This is a genomic window from Rahnella sp. Larv3_ips, from assembly GCF_003697865.1.
GTDB classification, from domain to species: domain Bacteria; phylum Pseudomonadota; class Gammaproteobacteria; order Enterobacterales; family Enterobacteriaceae; genus Rahnella; species Rahnella rivi.
Genome location: NZ_MJIB01000004.1, coordinates 48007 through 65967, shown reverse-complemented (window position 1 = coordinate 65967; position 17961 = coordinate 48007). Strand labels below are relative to the sequence as shown.

Here is a 17961-nt window from a genome sequence, read left to right as displayed (position 1 = left end):
TTTTTAACATAGATTTTACAGCCAAATTATCAGGCGGTTTTTTTCATCGGCTCGGTGCGAACCGGTGCATCGCCTGCGGTGTAATACTCCGCGGTGCTGCGCGGCAGGGACTGACGGCCACGGATTTTATCGGCAATCTTTTCGGCGATCATGATGGTTGTCGCGTTCAGGTTGCCGGTAATGATCTGCGGCATGATGGACGCATCCACCACGCGCAGGCTTTCGATTCCGTGAACGCGCCCTTCGCCGTCCACGACCGCCATCTCATCGCTGCCCATTTTACAGGTACACGACGGATGGAAGGCGGTTTCCGCATGTTCGCGGATAAACGCATCCAGTTCTTCGTCAGTCTGCACGTTTTCGCCCGGACTGATTTCCCGGCCACGGTATTTATCCAGCGCGGGCTGATTCATGATTTCACGGGTGATGCGGATGGCATCGCGGAACTCATGCCAGTCCTGCTCTGTCGACATGTAGTTGAACAGAATGCTCGGGTGCTGGCGCGGATCTTTTGATTTCACCTGCACACGGCCACGGCTTGGTGAGCGCATGGAACCGACGTGTGCCTGGAAACCGTGCTCTTTCACCGCGTTGCTGCCGTTGTAATTGATCGCTACCGGCAGGAAGTGATACTGAATATTCGGCCAGGTAAATTCTTCACGGCTGCGGATAAAACCGCCCGCTTCAAACTGATTGCTGGCCCCCACGCCGGTGCCTTTAAACAGCCACTCCGCCCCAATCGCGGGCTGGTTATGCATCTGCAATGCCGGGTACAAAGACACCGGCTGGGTGCAACTGTATTGCAGGTACATTTCCAGGTGATCCTGCAGATTTTCACCGACACCCGGCAGATCGTGCACCAGCGGGATCTCCAGACGGTTCAGCAGTTCAGCCGCGCCGACGCCGGAACGTTGCAGGATTTGCGGCGAGGCAATCGCGCCGCTGCACAACAGCACTTCGCGTTTCGCGTTCGCCGTTTTCGCGTTGTAATCGTCGCCTTTGAAATAGCTGACGCCCACGGAACGCTTGCCGTCGAAAAGAATTCTGTCGGTCAGCGCGTGCGTCACAATGGTCAGATTGGCACGCGGTTTGGCCTGATCCAGATAGCCACGGGCAGTGCTGGCGCGGCGGCCTTTTGGCGTCACGGTGCGGTCCATCGGGCCGAAACCTTCCTGTTTGTAGCCGTTCAGATCGTCAGTACGGGAATAGCCCGCCTGCGCACCGGCTTCGATCATCGCTGCAAACAACGGATTGTTGCCATTTTTTGGCGTCGCGACGCTGACCGGGCCTTCACCGCCATGGAAATCGTTCGGGCCGATATCACGGGTTTCCGCTTTACGGAAATACGGCAGGCAGTCCAGATAACTCCAGTCTTCCAGACCCGGCGCTTTCGCCCAGTTGTCGAAATCCATCGCGTTACCGCGGATGTAGCACATGCCGTTAATCAGCGATGAGCCGCCCAGACCTTTCCCGCGCCCGCATTCCATACGGCGGTTGTTCATGTGCGGTTCCGGGTCCGTTTCATACGCCCAGTTGTAACGGCGCCCCTGCAGCGGGAACGCCAGCGCCGCAGGCATTTGTGTGCGGAAATCCAGACGGTAATCCGGGCCACCGGCTTCGAGTAACAGCACGCTCACGCTGCTGTCTTCGGTCAGGCGGGTGGCGAGTACGTTGCCGGCAGAACCGGCACCGATAATGATGTAATCGTAATCCATTAAAATCTCCTCTGTTGCGGCGGATTAAAAGACTGAGCTGAATTCGCCCAGTTCGACCTGCACGGATTTGATTTGGGTGTAATGCTCAAGCGTGGTGATGCCATTTTCGCGCCCGACGCCGGAATGCTTATAGCCACCCACCGGCATTTCTGCGGCGGATTCGCCCCAGGTGTTGATCCAGCAAATCCCGGCTTCGAGTTTGTGGATCACGCGGTGCGCGCGGTTGAGATCCTGCGTCACCAGTCCGGCCGCCAGACCGTATTCGGTATCATTGGCGCGGCGGATCACTTCTTCTTCGCTTTCATAGGTCAGGATGCTCATCACCGGCCCGAAGATCTCTTCACGGACGATCAGCATGTCATCGCGGCAGTCGGTAAAGACCGTCGGCGCAACGTAAGCGCCTTTGGCGTATTCCCCGCCGGTCATGCGCTCACCGCCGGTCAGCAGCGTCGCGCCTTCCTGTTTGCCGCTTTCGATGTAACGCAGCACGGATTCCATGTGCGCAAAGCTCACCAGCGGGCCGAAGTTGACGTTTTCGTCAGTCGGATCGCCGGCACGGATGCGTTTCACGCGCTCCAGTATTTTGGCTTCAAAGGCTTTATGTAACGTTTCTGGCACAAACACGCGGGTGCCGTTGGTGCACACCTGGCCGGAGCTGTAGAAGTTCGCCATCATCGCGATGTCAGCGGCTTTGTCGAGATCCGCATCGTCAAAGATGATCAGCGGCGACTTGCCGCCCAGTTCCATGGTCACTTCTTTCAGCGTGGAAGCCGAGGCGCTGGCCATGACTTTTTTGCCGGTTTTGATGCCGCCGGTGAACGAGACTTTAGCGATATCCGGATGATCGGTTAACGCCTGCCCGACGCTGGCCGCACCTGTCACCACGCTGAACACGCCATCCGGCACGCCTGCTTCGCTGTAAATTTCGGCCAGTTTCAGGGCGGTCAGTGAGGTATTTTCGCTCGGTTTAAACACCATCGCGTTACCCGCTGCCAGCGCCGGAGCGGATTTCCACAGCGCTATCTGAATCGGGTAGTTCCAGGCACCGATCCCGGCTACCACGCCCAGCGGCTCGCGGCGGGTGTAGACGAAGGAAGAATCGCGCAGCGGAATTTGCTGGCCTTCAATCGCCGGGATCAGGCCTGCGTAATACTCCAGCACATCCGCGCCGGTCACGATATCGACGGCCAGCGTTTCAGACAGCGGTTTACCGGTGTCGGCGGTTTCGATGGCCGCCAGTTCGTCGTTACGCTCACGCAGAATGTCCACGGCGCGGCGCAAGATGCGCGAGCGGCTCATGGCGGTCATCGCTGCCCAGACTTTCTGGCCTTTCTGCGCGGATTTCACCGCCAGATCGACATCTTCCTGCGTGGCGGATGGCAGGGTCGCAATCACCTCGCCGTTGGCCGGGTTCACTGCATCGAAGGTTTCATCACCGGTGCTGTCCTGAAAACGCCCGTTGATATAAAGTTTTTGCTTGCCGTAGCGGGACATACATCTCTCCTCGGTCTGTGCGGTCTGAAAGTTTTCTGCTGTGCTCAGGTGAGCTGTGATTCAATGTGGCGGCGGGTGATTTGCATCGCCTCGGCGCGGTTGAACTCTTTACCGCTGAGTGCGCCGCGCAGCCACAGGCCATCAATCAGTGCGGCAGTGCTTTGTGCCGCAAGACGCGCCTCTTTTTTCGGCAGAAAACGTCTGAATTCAGAACATAAATTTGAATAGAGCCGGCGGCTGTTGACCTGTTGCAGCCGGTACAACTGCGGGTGATGCATACTGCTCGCCCAGAAGGCCAGCCAGGTTTTCATCGCCGCGCTGTTGGTCTGACTGTCGTCAAAATTGGCTTCTGCAATCGCATGCAGCCGCGCCGTCGGTGCGGTATCCGTCAGCTGCGATAACCGCAACTGCACCCCTTCCCCCAGATGACTGAGCAAATAACGCATGGTCGCTTCCAGCAGCCCATTCTTGTCACGAAAGTAGTGACTGATGATGCCGTTGGAGACGCCAGCCCGGCGGGCGATTTGCGAAATCGAGGCATCGTGCATGCCGACTTCGTTCACCGCTGCCAGGGTTGCCTCAATCAATTGCTGCCGTCTTATGGGCTGCATTCCTACTTTGGGCATGGTTCCGGCTCCTGAAAATGAGCGGGTTGAAACGCGCTTAAAAAACCTTTTTTTTACGCTGTCGCTCAACCTTGTTAACGCTCTGACGTCACCTATTTAACTTTTTTTTGATTGAACGTTCAATTAAAAATGCATATATTTTATTACCAATACGTTAGTAATTTGTATGAATTTTGAGATGAAGTAGCATCTATTTTATTGAAAATTAGAAAGTAATTAACACATCAGGGGAAAACATGGCGACTGCCGATACGACAGAAAAACATGCTGAGAAACCTCGGGACCAGCTGAACAAGGTGGTGTTCTTCACCTCCGCCGGTCTGATTTTAGCCTTCACATTAATGACCATTTTCTTCACCGATTTTTCCGGAAAATGGATAAGCCTGACCCTTAACTGGGTATCCGCCACCTTCGGCTGGTATTACATGCTGGCGGCGACGCTGTACATCGTGTTTGTAGTGTTCATTGCCTGCTCGCGCTTCGGCTCGATCAAACTCGGTCCTGAACAATCCAAACCCGAATTCAGCATGATGAGCTGGGCGGCCATGCTGTTTGCCGCCGGGATCGGTATCGACCTGATGTTCTTCTCGGTCGCCGAACCGGTGACGCAATACATGCTGCCGCCGGAAGGCAACGGGCAAACGCTGGAAGCGGCGCGGCAGGCAATGACCTGGACGCTGTTCCACTACGGCCTGACTGGCTGGGCGATGTACGCGCTGATGGGGATTGCGCTCGGCTATTTCAGCTACCGCTATAACCTGCCGCTGACCATCCGTTCGGCGCTGTACCCTATTTTCGGCAAACGCATTAACGGGCCTATCGGCCACAGCGTGGATATCGCTGCCGTGGTCGGCACCATTTTTGGTATCGCCACCACGCTCGGTATCGGCGTGGTTCAGCTGAATTACGGGCTGAAAGTGCTGTTCCAGATCCCGGAAAACCTGACCGTTCAGGCGGCACTGATCCTGCTTTCGGTGATTATGGCGACGGTGTCGGTCACCTCCGGCGTGAACAAAGGCATCCGTATTCTGTCGGAACTCAACGTGCTGCTGGCGCTGGGGCTGATTCTGTTCCTGCTGTTCTTCGGCAATACCGAATTCCTGCTTAATGCGCTGGTGCTCAATATCGGCGATTACATCAACCGCTTTATGGGCATGACGCTCAACACCTTTGCCTTTGACCGCCCGACCGAATGGATGAACAGCTGGACCTTGTTCTTCTGGGCCTGGTGGGTGGCCTGGTCGCCGTTTGTCGGCCTGTTCCTGGCGCGTATTTCGCGCGGGCGCACCATCCGTCAGTTCGTGCTCGGCACGCTGATCATCCCGTTTGTCTTCACCCTGCTGTGGCTGTCGATTTTCGGTAACAGCGCGTTGTACCAGATCCTGCATGGCAATCTGGATTTCGCCAACGAGGTGATTGCGCACCCTGAGCGCGGCGTTTACAGCCTGCTGGCGCAGTATCCGGGCTTTACCCTGAGTGCTTCTGTCGCCACCATCACCGGCCTGCTGTTTTATGTCACGTCGGCGGATTCCGGCTCGCTGGTGCTGGGGAATTTCACCTCAAAACTGGCTGACATTAATAACGATGCCCCTAACTGGCTGCGGATCTTCTGGTCGGTCACCATCGGCGTGCTGACGCTGGGCATGCTGATGACCGACGGGGTTTCCGCGCTGCAAAACACCACGGTGATCATGGGGCTGCCGTTCAGTTTTGTGATCTTCTTCATCATGGCCGGCTTGTATAAATCACTGCGCCTGGAAGATTACCGCCGCGCCAGCAGCCAGCAGACAATGGCTCCGCTGCCCGCAACCAGTGACGCCGCGCTGAACTGGAAACAGCGTCTGTCACGGGTGATGAATTATCCGGGCACGCGCCATACCCAGAAAATGATGGATAACGTGTGCCGCCCTGCGATGCAGGAAGTGGCGCAGGAACTGGAACTGCGCGGGGCAAAAGTGACCTTTAACGAGCACGAGCCTCAGGAAGACGAGAAAATCGGGCCGCTGGAATTGCAGGTCGCGCTGGGCGAAGAGCAAAACTTTGTCTATCAGATCTGGCCGGTGCGCTATGCGGTTCCCGCCTTTACCTATCGCGCACGCGCCGGTAAATCGCATTATTACCGTCTGGAAACCTTCCTGCTGGAAGGCACGCAGGGTAATGACCTGATGGACTTCACCAAACATCAGGTGATCAATGACATTCTTGATCAGTACGAACGTCATCTGAACTTCCTGCACATCAACCGTGAAGCGCCGGGTAACACCCTCACCTTCCCGGAACAACCGGTATAATCTGAGCTCACAAAAAACCCGCGCAATGCGGGTTTTTTTATACGCGTCAGAACATCCGGCACGTCAGCGAAGAAACGGCAGCACTTTCTCCAGCAACAGTTGCGGTTGTTCTTCAGCAAGATAATGCCCGCACGGCAACGCCTCTCCCTGAACGTCTTCCGCCACCTTTGCCCATTCCTCCAGCGGCGCAAAACAGGTGCCGACAGTGCCTTTTTCGCCCCACAGGATCAACAGCGGACAACGCACTTTGCGGGATGCATTCCGGTCAATCTGATCATGTTGCAGGTCTACCGCAGCAGAAGCCCGATAGTCCTCGCAAATTCCGCGCGCCGTCCCATCAAGTTGCAGACAACGCAAATAATCTGCGTAAGCTTCGTCGGTGAAAGGTTGCATACCGGCGCTGCGGCTGCCCATTACGCTGCGCAGGTAGAGATCAGGATCTGCCAGGATAAGGGTTTCCGGCAGCGGTGCCGGGCGGATCAGAAAGAACCAGTGCCAGTAAGCGCGCGCAAAGGCCTCGCTGGTTTGCTGATACATCGCAAGCGTCGGCGCGATGTCCATCAGCACCATCCGCTTCACTGCCTGCGGATGATCGAGCGCCAGCCGGTGTGCGACCCGCGCTCCGCGGTCGTGGGCGATCACGCTGAACTGGCTGAAACCGAGCGCGGCCATCAGCTCGAGCTGGTCCTGCGCCATTTCGCGCTTGCTGTAACGCAGATGCTCCGCGTCCGGTTCGGGTTTACCGCTGTCGCCGTAACCGCGTAAATCAGCCAGCACCACGGTGAACTGAGAAGTGAGGTGCGGCGCGACGTTATGCCAGATCGCCTGGGTTTGCGGGTGTCCGTGCAGCAATAACAGCGGCTCGCCCTGCCCGGCGATGCGGTAAGCAATCTCCGTTCCGCTGACCGCCATCCGGCCTTGGGTAAAATGTTCAAACATGGGTTTTCTCCTTTTTTACCCATCTTAGCCGCTGGCCGGTCAGCAACAAGGCCACAAATGAAGATCGTCGGTTTACGATCTGTGTTTTGACGCACCACACTCAGGCCGTTGCCCGATAACCGCGAAGTTGCGACGCTGGCATTATCCGTTACGTTTATCAGGGCAATAAAATGAAGCCAAAAACGCTGTATGAAAAACACATCGACAGCCACAGCGTCCGCGCGCTGGATGATAAAGGCCACGTGTTGCTTTACATCGACCGGCAGGTGATTAACGAATACACCAGCCCGCAGGCGTTCAGCGGTTTGCGCGAGGCGAACCGTCGCGTCTGGCGGCCTGAAACCTCGCTGGCGGTGGTCGATCACGTTAACCCGACGACGCCGTTACGCACCCGCCAGATGCCGGATGCCGGGGGGGCGCGTCAGGTGTCCTATCTGGCAGAAAACTGCGCCGAATTTGGCATTGAGCTGTTTGATATTCTCGATATGCGTCAGGGCATCGAACACGTGGTGGCACCGGAACAGGGCTTTATTTTGCCCGGCATGGTGATTGCCGCCGGAGACAGCCACACCACTACCTACGGCGCGTTAGGCGCGTTTGGTTTTGGTATCGGCACGTCCGAAATTGAGCACCTGCTGGCCACGCAGACGCTGGTCTATAAACGCCTGAAAACGATGCGTGTCACCGTCAGCGGTGAACTGAAAACCGGCATCACCGCCAAAGACGTGGTGATGGCGCTGGTGGCAAAAATCGGCGCGGCGGGCGCGACCGGTTATGCCATCGAATTCTGCGGTCAGGGCATCGACATGCTGAGCGTGGAAGGCCGCATGACGATATGCAATATGGCCGTTGAAGCCGGGGCGCGCGGGGCGTTTATGGCACCCGACGACAAAGTGTTTGATTACCTGAAAGACAAACCGCGTGCGCCGAAAGGCCAGCAATGGACGGATGCCGTGAATGTCTGGCGTGAACTGCACAGCGATGCGGACGCCGTGTTTGACCGCGAAGTTGAACTGAGCGCCGCAGAAATTGCGCCGATGGTCAGCTGGGGCACCAGCCCCGATCAGGCGCAGGCGATTCACGGCCAGGTACCGGATCCGCTGGCAGAATCAGATGCCTCACGCCGCAAGGATTTACAGCGTGCGTTGCAGTACATGGGGCTGCGCGCCGGTCAGGCGCTGAACAGCATCCGCATCAGCCATGCGTTTATCGGTTCCTGCACTAATGCGCGCATCGAGGATTTACGCGCTGCCGCCGAAGTGGTTCGCGGGAAAACTGTCGCACCGACCGTACGCGCAATGATCGTGCCCGGCTCCAGCCAGGTGCGCGCGCAGGCTGAGCAGGAAGGTCTGGCAGACATATTTATTCAGGCCGGTTTCGAATGGCGGCAATCGGGGTGCTCTATGTGTCTGGCGATGAACGACGACGTGCTCGCCCCCGGCGACCGCTGCGCATCCAGCACAAACCGTAATTTTGAAGGCCGTCAGGGCGCGGGCGCACGTACCCACCTGATGAGCCCGGCGATGGTGGCTGCGGCGGCCATTTGCGGCCATCTGACCGATGTCCGTGACCTGTAAGGAGAAATCATGGAAGCATTTAACGTACTGACCGGTATTGCCGCGCCGTTGCCTGCGGCGAACGTAGATACCGATGTGATCATGCCGAAACAGTTTCTCAAGGGCATCGACCGCAACGGGCTGGATCGCGGGGTATTTTTCGATTTGCGTTTCCTGGCGGACGGTTCGCCCGATCCGGCGTTTATCCTCAATCAGCCTGAGTGGCAGAATGCCAAATTCTTACTGGTCGGGCCGAATTTCGGCTGCGGCTCCAGCCGTGAACATGCGGTGTGGGGGCTGAAACAGCTCGGGATCCGGGCGCTGATCGGCACGACGTTTGCGGGGATTTTCTTCGATAACTGTCAGCGTAACGGCGTGCTGACGGTACAGCTGGATCCCAAGCAGTGGGCGCAGATTGCGCTGGAAGTGGTTCACGGCGACAAAAACAAAATTACCCTGGATCTGCCGGCGCAACGGATTGGCCTGCAAAACGGTGAAGTGATTGATTTTGCTATCGATGAGCTGAGTAAGGTTTCGCTGCTCAACGGGCTGGATGCTATCGGCACCACGCTGCAATATGGCGATGACATCCGTGAGTTTCAGCAAGGGCATTTGCAGCGCAATCCGTGGCTGGCTTAACGCTAACCAGGTAAACGGCTTCAGCTCAGTAACTGGCTGAAACGCTGATGCAGAAACTCAACGCACACCCGCAATTTTGCTGAGTCCGCCAGCCGCGTGGGGTACACCGCCCAGACGCTGGCGGGCTGGGAGAATTGCGGTAACACCTGTACCAGCTCGCCCCGCGCAATGTAAGGCTGCACGTCCCACTCCGAGCGCAAAATGATGCCGTGGTGGCGGAGCGCCCACTGCAACACCACTTCGCCACTGTTAGACGACAGCGCCCCTTTCACCCTGACCCGGTGCTCCTCGCCTTCTGCGGTCAGCGACCAGAGTCCGAAAGGATTGTCGCGCTCTTTGAGCACCAGACACTGATGCTGTGCGAGCGCTTCCGGCGAATCCGGCTCACCGTGGGCGGCCAGATACTCCGGGGATGCGCAGAGGATCCGCTGATGCTCGGCCAGTTTTTTACCGATGTGCTGCTCCGGAATGTCATCGCCCACCAGAATTTCCAGATCAATACCTTCTGCAACCAGGTCGACCACGCGGTCAAACAGATCAAGGCGGAGATTCAGTTGCGGATAACGCTCGGCCAGCTCGGCCACTGCCGGCGCCACATGACAGCGTCCGAAACCGAACGAGCTGCAGATATGCACGTTGCCGCGCGCTTCACTGCGCGAATCCGACAGGTCGCCGATGAAGTGATCAAACGTATCGAGGATTTGCAGTGCCCAGCGCTGCGTGCGTTCGCCGTCTTCGGTCAGCCGTACGCCGCGGGTCGAACGGTGCAGCAAACGGCAATTCAGCGTCTCTTCGAGGATCTGAATGCGTTTGCTGACATAGGCCGGAGACTGCCCGAGCTCCGTGGCGGCGGCAGCAAAACTCTGCTTATTCACGACCGCCAGAAAAACCCGTAAGTCTTCGGCCAGTGGCAAACGCGCACGTTCGCTGGTCATGATTACAGACCGAAGACCGGCTGGTTCAGTTTTTCCGCCCTGTGCACGTCGCTGGTTTTCACACCCGCGATCTGCATTTTTTCCTCGGCTTCTTCAATGTCTTCATTATCGATTTCCAGCGATTCCTGATCCTGCCCTTCCTGAGGCGTCAGCGCCAGTTCGACCATGATGGGAAAGTGATCCGAGCCCATGAATCCGAGGCGTTGCAGGCCGATGAGCGTGAAATGTTTACTGTGGAAAACGTGATCCAGCGGCCAGCGCAGGAACGGATAACTGGCGTGGAACGTGTTGTACATGCCACGGCCACGACGCGGATCGAGCAGACCGCTGACTTTCATGAACAGGCGCGTGGTACGCGACCATGCGACGTCGTTCAGGTCGCCGGTCACAATGGTCGGGTAGGTCGCTTTGGCCGCGGTGTGCCCGACGGCGATAAGCTCACCGTCGCGGTCAGTGGATTCATCGGCTTCGGTCGGGCTTGGCGGCATCGGATGCAGGCAGTGCAGCACGACCTGTTCCCCGGAGGCCAGTTCGGCGCGAAAATGCATCGACGGAATATCGTCGGCCACCAGATACTGAATCTGTGCATCGTGCAGCGGCAGGCGCGAGTAAACGTGCATGCCGTAGAGATTATCCAGCGGGCAGCGCAGGCTGTGCGGGTAATCCGGCTCAAGCGGTGCCATCTGATCTTCCCACCACTGATCCGTTTCCAGCAGGACCACGATATCGGGCTTATTTTGCTGGATAAGGCTCAGTAATTTACCGGCCTGACGGTTGGTGGTCAGCACGTTGCTGTTGATAATTTTGATGCGGGAATGCCCGTTCGGCGCGACTTTTTTGACCTGCACCGGATGCAGGCGCGTATAGGGCAAAATCCACCAGCTCTGATAGAGCATGCAGGCCACCGTCAGCACGATGGTGATGGTCGAGAGCACGCCGCCAAACGGCAGAATATACAGCTCAGTCAGCAGGAAAAGTAAACATAAAGACGCCATTTGCAGGCGGGGGAAATCCCATACCCGCACCCACCAGTGTTGATTGCGGGAGAGGGGCAGCAGCGTCAGAAGGGTCATTATGACCGTCAGTACGCAAACTGTAATTCGAAGTGCTTCCATCGGTCATCAGCCCTGATAAAAAAATAGCAGAAGAGAATACTCTCAATACCTTGTTAAGCGATTGTGACTTAAAAAACGAGGAACGACCAGAAGGATGTCGCCACCTTTTCTGGTTGAAGAAAAAGATGGCGACGTCGGGCGAGGGTTATTTTGCCGGTGCAGCCTGATCGGCTACGTGGCACCAGTTATGCTGCTGGACAATCCCGCCGTCCGGAGACGTGTAGCCGATACAGCCGAGCAGGGTGTCATACAGTTTTTCATGGAAAGCAGGCTTCTTCTGCGCAGCCATTTTTTGCAGCTGTTCGAAACCGGCTCTGTTCTGATCGTTGGCGAGGAATTTGTCCGACGCCCAGACCATAATCGGCACGGTACGCTGCTCAGGTGGCGCGTGATCACGCGGTGTGCCGTGGAAGTGCATACTTTTTGAAATCGACTCGCCGTGATCGGATGCGTAGAACACGATGGCGTTTTTATCGCGCAACTGGTCAAACACCTGCGACAGGAAATAATCGGTATACAGCAGTGAGTTGTCGTAGGCGTTGATCATCTCCTGGGTAGAACAGGAGTCATCAATGCCCATGCATTCCGGCTGATATTTGGCGAATGAACGCGGATAGCGGTCGGAATAGAGATAATGCGACCCTTTGGTGTGCAGGATGATCAGATGTTTACCGTTCGGATGGTTATTCAGCGAATCTTTCATTTCATCGATCAGCAACATGTCATCGACCGGCTTACCGGCGTTGCGCTTCTCAGAAGCAATGTTTTCACGCAGGGAATAATCGTCGGCGCGGGTTTTGTTGTAGAACCAGGCTTCACTTTGCATGGAATACAACTCCGAGCTCCAGCCTTTGCTTTTCAGCACGGAGAACACGTTAGCTTCCTTGAGCGTACGCTGCGGCGCTTCAGACGCCCCGCCCTCGCGCACAAACATACAGCGCAGGGAAAGCTTGGTGGCGGTGTCGCAGGAATAGCCCTGCAAGGCCACAAGATTCTTCTCTTTATCGAGATTCGGCGTGTTATCACGATCGTAGCCATACAGGCCCATGTGATCGCGACGTGCACTTTCACCAATCACAAACACCACGTACATGTCTTTGGCATCTGCCGGTTCGTTATAGGTGAAGTGTTTGGCCGGATCGAACAGGTTTTTGGTGTCTTCCGCCTGGCTGTAGCTGCTGTAGACATACAGCCCCAGCGCTGAAAGCCAGTTGGACGGCGAATAAGTGCCCGCCACCACGCCACCGTAGCTTGCCATCATGCGGTTATTCACCAGATCATGACGATCCTGCACTTTGCCCATCATTTGCAGCGGCAGGTAACAGAGCAAACCGGAGACGACCAGCAGAACGATTTTCACTGCCAGTTTTTTCAGGGTGGTTTCTCTGAATGCCGCGCCGGGCATGGTGCTCAGCCACAACAGCAGTACCGGGATCAGGCTGACCAGCACCGTCCAGGCGATGAAATGGGTACCGATGGATTCTTTCGATAAATCAATGGAGTCTGACGCCAGTGCCGCCGCCAAAATACCGTAACCGATATCGACGTTGAACAGGATCATGTAGTAGCTGGCTGCGGCGGAGGAGATCACCACCACGCTCATCAGAATGCGAAAGACCGTTTTCCCGGTAAACGACAGCAGCACACACAGGAAATAGACCAGCGCAAAGGCGGCCAGCATTTCAACGGCGATCGACAACGCATTGTCATAGTGCAACTGGGAGTAACGTCGGAAGAAAATCGGAAGGTTAAGCAGGATCCCAAGATAAAGCGCAATGAACAGAAAAATGCTCTGTTGCGAAAGTAATCGTAATTTTTGCATTGGTAATAAATGGCTCTTTGGTGAGTCTGTTTACGTCATGTTGACCGCTCGTACCGGAGGATTGAAAACACTCCTTAGGACTATTCAGACTCCGGGCCGCGTATTTTCGTTCAAATTCATTCGTTTCTTCCAATGTGATAATGTAACAGGATTAACGAAACCTTTATCTTTCAGTGAGATAATGCTGATAATTTTCTTACACCCGCTGCCCGTTTCTTACGTTTATTGAGAAACTACTGAGAAAGCTTGTGCTCTTCGCGCGGGAAAGTGAGCGTGAAGCGGGTTTCCCCCTGCGCGGAACTCACCACCCGGACGCTGCCCTGATGCAGCGCCATAATGGCCTGCACGATGGACAAACCCAGCCCGCTGGAGCTGCCGCCTTCGCTGCGCGAGGCATCGGCGCGATAGAAACGGTCAAACAGTTTGCCGAGTTTTTCAGGCGGGATCGGGTCACCCTGGCTTATCACATGGATATCCATGCCTTTCCCATGAGACTCAGCGCGCACGCAGATTGCCGTTCCCTGATGCGCATAGCGCACGGCATTGGCGACCAGATTACTGAGCGCACGCTGGAACAAAATGGCATCGGCGTAAACAATCCCCTCGCCTGCGCTGTGCAACGTCATCTCGCGCTCTTCCGCCAGTCCTTCGAAATACTCCTGAATACGGGTCATTTCCGCCGACACATCAATACTGGTGAGGGTCAACACCGAACGCGCATCGGTGGCGCGCGCCAGGAACAGAATGTTTTCCACCATGCGTGAAATACGCTCCAGCTCTTCCATGTTGTTCGCCAGCAGCGTTTCATATTCCTCGGTGCTGCGCGGCTGATACAGCGCCACCTGACAATGCCCCATCAGCGCGCCCACCGGCGTGCGGATCTCATGCGCCAGATCGGCGGAGAACTGCGTCAGGCGCTGATAACCTTCCGCCAGCCTCTCCAGCATGTCGTTAAAGGAAAAGATCAACTGCTGCAATTCCTGCGGCGCATTTTCACTGCTCAGACGGGTGGATAAACTGGCCGGATGAATTTTCGTTGCCTCCTGCGCCATATGCCGCAGCGGGCGCAGCCCCCGGCGGATGACGCCATAGCCCAGCGCGGCAATCAGAAAATAGGCAAACAGCACTGCGCCGGTTATCTGCCAGCGGAACGTTGACAGCATCCGCGCTTCGCCGGTCATGAAGTGCGCCGCGGTGATCTCCACCGTGCTGCCATCCTGCATTCTGACGGCGGCACGGGCGAAGCGCACCGGCGTGCCGTCGGGCGCAGAGAGGCTGTGCACGGTGCCAAGGGTTAACGGCTGGCCGTCCGGCACCGGTGCCACTACCGGTAACTGTAAACGCGAGGGATTGACGTTAATCAGCGCGGGCTGCCCGCTGAGGCGGAAGGTCAGAATATCGCGCTCGTTGCCGAGCATATTTTCGAACAGGCCGGGGTTGTGGCTGAGCTGTGACAGCGGAAATTCGCTCGCCAGCAAATGACGAAAATACTGCACGCGCCCGCTGACCTGATAATCGGCGCGGCGCACCAGCTCTTTTTCCAGCGAGTAATAGAGGTACACCCCGACGGCGCTCACCACCAGAGAGGCTAACAGCGCAAACAGCAGCGTGGCCCGCAGCGTCAGGGACATCGCGCGTTGTGGTGTTGATTTCGCAGCAAATTCAGTCATGGCGCACTTCGCAGACATAGCCGATGCCGCGCACGGTATGGATCAGTTTGACCTCAAAGGCGCGGTCGATTTTGGCGCGCAGGCGTTTGATGGCCACATCCACCACGTTGGTGTCGCTGTCAAAATTCATATCCCACACCTGAGAAGCGATCATGGTGCGCGACAGCACTTCGCCTTCGCGGCGCATCAGCAAATGCAGCAGCATAAATTCTTTGTTGGTCAGCGCGATGATCTGATCCTGACGGGTGACGCGGCGGCGAAGCAGATCGAGATTGAGATCGGCGACGCTGTAGATATCCGGCTCACGGGCGGCGGGACGGCGCAGCAGCGTGCGAATACGCAGCACCAGTTCGGTGAAGGAGAAAGGTTTGATGAGGTAATCGTCTGCGCCCAACTCCAGACCGTGAATGCGATCCTGCACTTCGTCGCGTGCGGTCAGGAACAGCACCGGCACGTCGCTTTTTTTACGCAGCACTTCCATCACCTGCCAGCCATCAAGCCCCGGCAGCATGACGTCAAGGATCACCGCGTCGTAACCGTCCTCGAGCGCCAGAAACAGCCCGTCTGCGCCGTTACGCGCCAGATCCACGCTGTAACCCGCTTCGGTCAGCCCTTTTTTCAGGTAATCGCCTGTGCTGACATCATCTTCTATCACCAGTATCCGCATTCAGGCCCTCAGCGCCGCATGACCATTCACCCAAAGAATGATTCCTGGGAAGTTTATCAGTTTCGTCAGACACCTTTGATGACAATTTTGTCATCAACTTGTCATCTGCCAATCCCGGTTTATCGTCCACTCTTAATGAAGTCATTCCTCACTGCCTCGTGCAGTGATACCTCTACCTGAATGAAAATACGTAAGAAACTGGAGAGTTAAACATGAACACACCAACACGTCTGGCCGGTCTGTTACTCGGTTCATTGCTGATGTGCAGCGGCATGACATCTGCCTTTGCTGCGGACAACGTCATCAAACCTACGCGCGGAACCATTGAATCCGTTAATGATTCCTCCATGCAGATCACCACCCGTCAGGGCGATAAGCTGGACGTTAAACTGACCGATCAGACCAAAATCAACGCGGTGACGAAAGGCCAGATCAGTGACATCAAAGCGGACAGCTTCATCGGTACCGCGGCCGTTCCACAGGCCAACGGCACCCTGAAAGCGCTGGAAGTGCACGTCTTCGCGCCAAGCCTGCGCGGCAGCGGCGAAGGGTTCAACCCGTTTGAATCCGCCGATGGCAAAATCAATACCATGACCAACGGTACCGTCGGCAAACTGGTGAACACCAATGGCCGCACGCTGACCGTGAAATATCATGACGCAGAAAAAACGGTTGTAGTGCCTGACGATGTGCCGGTGGTTCTGCTGGCGCCAGGCGACCGCAGCCTGCTGAAACCTGGGACAAAAATCGTGCTGTTTGCGATGAAAGACGATAAAGGCGCACTGGTTGCCCGTGGTATCGCCGCCGGTAAAGATGGCGTCGCACCGCCGATGTAACCCTTTAGCACGCTGCTCCGGCGGGCCGTGTCTGTCAGCCGCAAGCAGTGGTTCCTGAAGAACTGCGCAGGGTGAATCCTCCCTCATTCACGTTGCGCAGTTTCTCATTACGCAGGAGTTTATCCGTGAAATCTCAACCCTCCCCGCTGCGTACCTCCTCTGCACAAAGTGCCTCCACGCCGCCCTCTTTGCCGAAAAAAAAGCGTATTCATCCCTGGCCGGTTCGCCTGTGCCACTGGATTAATCTTTTCGCGATGATCGGCATGGTGATGAGCGGCTGGGGAATTTATAACGCCGACCCGATTTTTTCTTTTACCTTTCCGCAAAGCACCACCCTCGGCGGCTGGCTGGGTGGCAACATTGCCTGGCATCTGGCGGTGATGTGGCTGATGGCGGCCAACGCCCTGTTTTATGTGCTGTGGGGGCTGTTCAGCGGCCATTTCAGGCATGACTTTTTCCCGTTCAGCCCACGCTCTGTCTGGCGGGATACGGTCCGTGCCGTGACGTTCAGGCTGCCGCACAAACCCGGCCAGTACAACGCGGTGCAAAAGCTGATGTACGTCGGCGTGCTGCTGCTCGGCCTGCTGCTGGTGCTCTCAGGGTTATCTATCTGGAAACCGGTTCAGTTCAGCGGCCTGGTGTGGCTGTTTGGCGGTTTTGATATCGCCCGTTATGTCCATTTCTTTGCCATGAGCGGCGTGATGCTGTTCGTGGTGGTTCACGTGGTGATGGTGTTGCTGGTGCCGAAAACGTTCGTTGCCATGATCACCGGTGGCAAAAAAATCAGTACGCAGGAGAACACGGATGAGTGATAAATCAGACCGGCCAAAAATCATTGTTGAGCCCGACCAGCGCAAACAGCTGGTGAATATTCAGCGCCGTCTGTTGCTGCGTTCCGGCCTGACGCTGGGCGCGGTATCGATGCTGACCGGCTGTAATTTGCAGGACGGCGATCAGGTCGACAAAGTGCTGTGGGCGATGTCGCGCTGGAACGATCGGGTTCAGGGCTGGCTATTCAGCGGTCAGAAACTGGCGCAAACCTACCGCGAAGATCAGATAACCACGCCGTTCCGCTTCAATGCTTTTTATCCGGAATACAACGTTCCGGAGATAGACATCCCCAATTACCGGCTGGAAGTCTCCGGGCTGGTGCAGAAAAAAGCGCCGTGGACGCTGGAACAATTGCAGCGCCTGCCGCAGGAAAGCCAGATCACCCGTCTGATTTGCATTGAAGGCTGGAGCGCCATCGGCCAGTGGAAAGGCGTGCCGCTGAAAACCTTCCTGCAACATATCGGGGCGGATCTCACCGCCAAATATGTCGGGTTTAAATGCGATGACCGCTATTATTCCAGCATTGATATGGCGACGGCGCTGCATCCGCAGACCATTCTCGCTCTGGATTTTGGCGGTAAACCGCTGCCGCCGGATTTCGGTTACCCGTTACGCCTGCGCATGCCGACCAAACTGGGCTTTAAAAATGCCAAACACATCGGCGCGATTTTCGTCACCAATGAATATCCGGGCGGATACTGGGAAGATCAGGGGTATAACTGGTTTAGCGGGATTTAAGTATTAATAAACGCCCCATCCCGGCTGGAAAAAAGGGATAAAAAAACCGCTCAATGAGCGGTTTTTGTTTTCGCGGGAGGGTAACGT

The 17961-nt window shown here is 56.4% G+C and carries 15 protein-coding genes; 6 read left to right on the top strand and 9 right to left on the bottom strand.

Going from position 1 to position 17961, the window contains the following annotated elements:
- Window positions 1-29: 29 nt before the first annotated feature.
- The 3 genes from betA to betI are packed head-to-tail and all read right to left on the bottom strand — an operon-like array spanning window position 30 to window position 3835.
- A complete protein-coding gene (betA, locus tag ED901_RS02770; RefSeq protein WP_122094682.1) occupies window positions 30-1715 on the bottom strand; it encodes a choline dehydrogenase in 1686 nt (561 codons plus the stop codon).
- A gap of 24 nt (window positions 1716-1739) precedes the next feature.
- On the bottom strand, window positions 1740-3209 hold the full coding sequence (gene betB / locus ED901_RS02765; protein WP_122094680.1) for a betaine-aldehyde dehydrogenase: 1470 nt from the start codon (window positions 3207-3209) through the stop codon (window positions 1740-1742).
- Window positions 3210-3253: 44 nt separating this feature from the next.
- Complete coding sequence (gene betI / locus ED901_RS02760; protein ID WP_122094679.1) at window positions 3254-3835, bottom strand: transcriptional regulator BetI; 582 nt, start codon at window positions 3833-3835, stop codon at window positions 3254-3256.
- 236 nt (window positions 3836-4071) lie between these two features.
- Between betI and ED901_RS02755 the strand changes: the two genes are divergently transcribed.
- Window positions 4072-6126 (top strand): choline transporter, encoded by a 2055-nt coding sequence (locus tag ED901_RS02755; RefSeq protein WP_122094677.1) that lies wholly within the window; start codon window positions 4072-4074, stop codon window positions 6124-6126.
- 63 nt (window positions 6127-6189) lie between these two features.
- Here ED901_RS02755 and ED901_RS02750 read toward each other — a convergent pair whose 3' ends face one another.
- Window positions 6190-7065, bottom strand: coding sequence for an alpha/beta fold hydrolase (locus tag ED901_RS02750; RefSeq protein WP_122094675.1), 876 nt, complete (start codon window positions 7063-7065; stop codon window positions 6190-6192).
- A 170-nt stretch (window positions 7066-7235) separates the two neighbouring features.
- Here ED901_RS02750 and leuC point away from each other — a divergent pair, with 170 nt between their 5' ends.
- Window positions 7236-8642, top strand: a complete 1407-nt coding sequence (gene leuC, locus ED901_RS02745) for a 3-isopropylmalate dehydratase large subunit (protein WP_122094673.1) — start codon at window positions 7236-7238, stop codon at window positions 8640-8642.
- Window positions 8643-8651: 9 nt separating this feature from the next.
- A complete protein-coding gene (leuD, locus tag ED901_RS02740) occupies window positions 8652-9260 on the top strand; it encodes a 3-isopropylmalate dehydratase small subunit (RefSeq protein WP_122094671.1) in 609 nt (202 codons plus the stop codon).
- 20 nt (window positions 9261-9280) lie between these two features.
- Here leuD and ED901_RS02735 read toward each other — a convergent pair whose 3' ends face one another.
- The 5 genes from ED901_RS02735 to ED901_RS02715 all read right to left on the bottom strand — a co-directional run bounded on the left by ED901_RS02735 (window position 9281) and on the right by ED901_RS02715 (window position 15469).
- A complete protein-coding gene (locus ED901_RS02735) occupies window positions 9281-10195 on the bottom strand; it encodes a LysR substrate-binding domain-containing protein (RefSeq protein ID WP_122094669.1) in 915 nt (304 codons plus the stop codon).
- 2 nt (window positions 10196-10197) lie between these two features.
- The gene (locus ED901_RS02730) at window positions 10198-11310 is read right to left on the bottom strand and encodes an endonuclease/exonuclease/phosphatase family protein (RefSeq protein WP_122094667.1); all 1113 of its coding nucleotides are present in this window, start codon (window positions 11308-11310) and stop codon (window positions 10198-10200) included.
- A 145-nt stretch (window positions 11311-11455) separates the two neighbouring features.
- On the bottom strand, window positions 11456-13132 hold the full coding sequence (gene eptB, locus ED901_RS02725; RefSeq protein ID WP_122094665.1) for a kdo(2)-lipid A phosphoethanolamine 7''-transferase: 1677 nt from the start codon (window positions 13130-13132) through the stop codon (window positions 11456-11458).
- Window positions 13133-13365: 233 nt separating this feature from the next.
- Window positions 13366-14802 (bottom strand): heavy metal sensor histidine kinase, encoded by a 1437-nt coding sequence (locus tag ED901_RS02720; RefSeq protein WP_240993865.1) that lies wholly within the window; start codon window positions 14800-14802, stop codon window positions 13366-13368.
- Window positions 14795-15469: a heavy metal response regulator transcription factor gene (locus ED901_RS02715; RefSeq protein WP_122094663.1), complete on the bottom strand. Its 675-nt coding sequence runs from the start codon at window positions 15467-15469 to the stop codon at window positions 14795-14797. The genes ED901_RS02720 and ED901_RS02715 overlap by 8 nt, the downstream gene beginning before the upstream one ends.
- A gap of 212 nt (window positions 15470-15681) precedes the next feature.
- Here ED901_RS02715 and ED901_RS02710 point away from each other — a divergent pair, with 212 nt between their 5' ends.
- From ED901_RS02710 to ED901_RS02700, 3 genes are all read left to right on the top strand, one after another.
- The gene (locus ED901_RS02710) at window positions 15682-16305 is read left to right on the top strand and encodes a hypothetical protein (RefSeq protein ID WP_056769125.1); all 624 of its coding nucleotides are present in this window, start codon (window positions 15682-15684) and stop codon (window positions 16303-16305) included.
- Between the two features lie 188 nt (window positions 16306-16493).
- Complete coding sequence (locus ED901_RS02705; protein WP_122095600.1) at window positions 16494-17117, top strand: cytochrome b/b6 domain-containing protein; 624 nt, start codon at window positions 16494-16496, stop codon at window positions 17115-17117.
- On the top strand, window positions 17110-17874 hold the full coding sequence (locus ED901_RS02700; protein WP_122094661.1) for a molybdopterin-dependent oxidoreductase: 765 nt from the start codon (window positions 17110-17112) through the stop codon (window positions 17872-17874). Before ED901_RS02705 ends, ED901_RS02700 begins: the two co-directional genes overlap by 8 nt.
- Window positions 17875-17961: the final 87 nt, after the last annotated feature.

Coding starts and splice junctions, on each gene's coding strand:
- ED901_RS02730 (WP_122094667.1), bottom strand. CDS start 11,310: ATGGAAGCACTTCGAATTACAGTTTGCGTACTGACGGTCATAATGACC.
- betB (WP_122094680.1), bottom strand. CDS start 3,209: ATGTCCCGCTACGGCAAGCAAAAACTTTATATCAACGGGCGTTTTCAG.
- ED901_RS02755 (WP_122094677.1), top strand. CDS start 4,072: ATGGCGACTGCCGATACGACAGAAAAACATGCTGAGAAACCTCGGGAC.
- eptB (WP_122094665.1), bottom strand. CDS start 13,132: ATGCAAAAATTACGATTACTTTCGCAACAGAGCATTTTTCTGTTCATT.
- betA (WP_122094682.1), bottom strand. CDS start 1,715: ATGGATTACGATTACATCATTATCGGTGCCGGTTCTGCCGGCAACGTA.
- ED901_RS02720 (WP_240993865.1), bottom strand. CDS start 14,802: ATGACTGAATTTGCTGCGAAATCAACACCACAACGCGCGATGTCCCTG.
- ED901_RS02735 (WP_122094669.1), bottom strand. CDS start 10,195: ATGACCAGCGAACGTGCGCGTTTGCCACTGGCCGAAGACTTACGGGTT.
- leuD (WP_122094671.1), top strand. CDS start 8,652: ATGGAAGCATTTAACGTACTGACCGGTATTGCCGCGCCGTTGCCTGCG.
- ED901_RS02700 (WP_122094661.1), top strand. CDS start 17,110: ATGAGTGATAAATCAGACCGGCCAAAAATCATTGTTGAGCCCGACCAG.
- ED901_RS02710 (WP_056769125.1), top strand. CDS start 15,682: ATGAACACACCAACACGTCTGGCCGGTCTGTTACTCGGTTCATTGCTG.
- ED901_RS02750 (WP_122094675.1), bottom strand. CDS start 7,065: ATGTTTGAACATTTTACCCAAGGCCGGATGGCGGTCAGCGGAACGGAG.
- leuC (WP_122094673.1), top strand. CDS start 7,236: ATGAAGCCAAAAACGCTGTATGAAAAACACATCGACAGCCACAGCGTC.
- ED901_RS02715 (WP_122094663.1), bottom strand. CDS start 15,469: ATGCGGATACTGGTGATAGAAGATGATGTCAGCACAGGCGATTACCTG.
- betI (WP_122094679.1), bottom strand. CDS start 3,835: ATGCCCAAAGTAGGAATGCAGCCCATAAGACGGCAGCAATTGATTGAG.